This is a genomic window from Citrobacter sp. wls757 (assembly GCF_005280935.1).
Lineage (GTDB): Bacteria > Pseudomonadota > Gammaproteobacteria > Enterobacterales > Enterobacteriaceae > Citrobacter > Citrobacter portucalensis.
Map to the genome: position 1 here is coordinate 1 of NZ_SZWU01000059.1, position 2,247 is coordinate 2,247.

Annotated in this window: 2 protein-coding genes and 1 pseudogene; all 3 read right to left on the reverse strand. The window is 37.2% G+C overall.

Annotation, left to right across the window (positions count from 1 at the left end):
• Positions 1 to 150: 150 nt before the first annotated feature.
• Positions 151 to 1,149: a hypothetical protein gene (locus FDW94_RS14845; protein WP_249358539.1), complete on the reverse strand. Its 999-nt coding sequence runs from the start codon at positions 1,147 to 1,149 to the stop codon at positions 151 to 153.
• Positions 1,149 to 1,558 (reverse strand): annotated as a pseudogene (locus FDW94_RS14850) (tyrosine-type recombinase/integrase); the annotation flags it as partial. The pseudogene FDW94_RS14850 and the gene FDW94_RS14845, both read right to left, overlap by 1 nt.
• A gap of 507 nt (positions 1,559 to 2,065) precedes the next feature.
• Positions 2,066 to 2,247: hypothetical protein (locus FDW94_RS23630; RefSeq protein WP_212734177.1), on the reverse strand; the 182-nt coding region annotated here is incomplete at its 5' end.

Here is a 2,247-nt window from a genome sequence, read left to right on the forward strand (position 1 = left end):
TGTCGCTTGCGCGAATCTTAGTTAAGACGCTCTTACATGACACTATTGATAAACATACCTTTTTCATTGTAAACAGTTAGGTATATGTATCACTGGTGCGGTCACGTGCAGCCATAATCATGTCGTGTGGGCAAAATGTGGTCATGTTACTCAAACTTTTTCAACCGATGCTTTAACTAAGGCACGATATTTAAGTGTTACGGGAATGACCTCTTCTGGGACGGTACCCCATCTCGAAGTAAAGTAGTGATCACAGGTTAAATCTAAAATACTCCTACAGAAACCTTCGATATGCCACATCGGAAGAATACCTTCATTCTTCATATCCGATTCCTCCTTTTCCATCATATGCAGATAAGGCATGCATTGTGTGATTCGTTTTGCGAATTCGTCAACCGTCGAATCATACTGTCTTATTTCTTCAAGAAGTTCAGGAATATCCTCATTTGAAAAATTTCGACCAGGGGAGTATTCATTAACAAGTTTTATTAAATTATCTGAATTTAATGCTTCATCTTTATTTATCACATCTCCTTGCGCTTCAATCCTGTCGTTATAAGAAATTTTCAAATCTTTTATACTATCAAATTTCTCATCGGCAAGTTCAATAAGAGCACTTAATTTACTTAGACTTCTCTTAATCTCTCTTGGTGCATCCTTCTCTCTTTTATATAAGAGCTTATGACTAATAGCTGCCCATGTGTGCATTAGCATTGTTCGGACTTGAATCTCCATTTTAAGCCCTCCCAAATTACGATAGTTCGGGACGTTTAGCCACTCATCCCTAATCTTACAAATCAAATGCCTAGAGGAATACCCAAAACGGTCGACATCAATTTCCTTTTGCTTATCCGATCCAGATGTAACATCAAATTCTTTTCTGATAATACCTTCGATTTTATTTAAATCAGACTCGTAGTAGCAAATAATCCTAATACCACAGAAATCTTCAATTTCCTCCAAAGGATTAACATATACTTTCCTTGTTAACTTAGCCCTTAGTGAATCTATAGTTTTCACTCTGCCTTCAATATTGAATATAGAAATATTTTCATCTTCGACTAATTTTCTAACTACTGGCATTGTTTGATTCATCAGAGAAACATAAAATGGGTGCTGTTTCTGATACTCTTCACAATGATCAATCATCACTCATCCCTCATTTTCAAACCAAGATTTGATAACGGATTATAAAGTACTGTATCTTCTAAGTGATCAGGGGAAAAGTGAGAATAGCGCATAGTCTCTTGAATATTCGCATGTCCAAGGATACGTTGAAGCACCAAAATATTTCCCCCATTCATCATAAAATGACTCGCAAAGGTATGTCGAAGCACATTCGTCTTCTGCCCTCGGCCAACTGTATATCGGTCAGTGCGAGCATTTTCTTGAACTCTTGACAGCAAGGATGAAACATTATCCCTTGCAAAGGAGCCAACTCATCATACAGCCACCGATGGATCGGTACTATACGGTTCTTCTTACCTTTAGTTTTTGTGAAGGTCAGCTTGTGGGGTAAAAGCTGTGAACGAATCAGACATTTGGCTTCACCCCATCTAGTACGCCTCACGAGACGATACTTTAAGAACACTTTTTCTTAGAGCGACTAATACTACCATCATTACAGACAAATTTTCCGTCAGCGGTGCAATGCGATACTCCACCTTTAGATTTAGAACATGGGTAGTTTTTTGCAGATACAGTAGAAGATGAAATTGAGAGCAGTATTATTATTAGAAAAGAAAAGCATACTTTCATTAGTATTATCCTTTAAATAGAGAACATCAAATATTACTCATGATTTTTATTGTTGCTGCCTGACATTCCTCGCATGCTTTAGCACCAGTTAGGTACTAAAATCCTTATCGAGCACTAGCCAGTTATAGGACCAAACCCAGCATAATCACCCAAACAATAATCTTGGTAAAAATAGATGCATTGGGTTTCGAAATTACAGACCACATACTATCAAAACAATGTTTACCGTTTGTGATCCGTTTCTAATATGTCGTAAAAACAAGGCGATGCAACCATATCAATATAATTATTTTTAATATAATCACCATCAATATGTAATCAACCGCACTGCATCCACCATTACAACCGTAACAACAATAAACAATGCTTTCTGAACTTCAGTTCCCGCCAAAATATCGGATAATTTATTTATTAACCACACCCCACAATATTTCGACATATTATGGGCAGCATCAATAAAAAAAGGGCCAGCCTTTCGGCCAGCCCTTT

Bases quoted from the DNA above. Each gene is read 5' to 3' on its own strand.
- FDW94_RS14845 (WP_249358539.1), bottom strand. From the start codon at position 1,149: ATGATTGATCATTGTGAAGAGTATCAGAAACAGCACCCATTTTATGTT.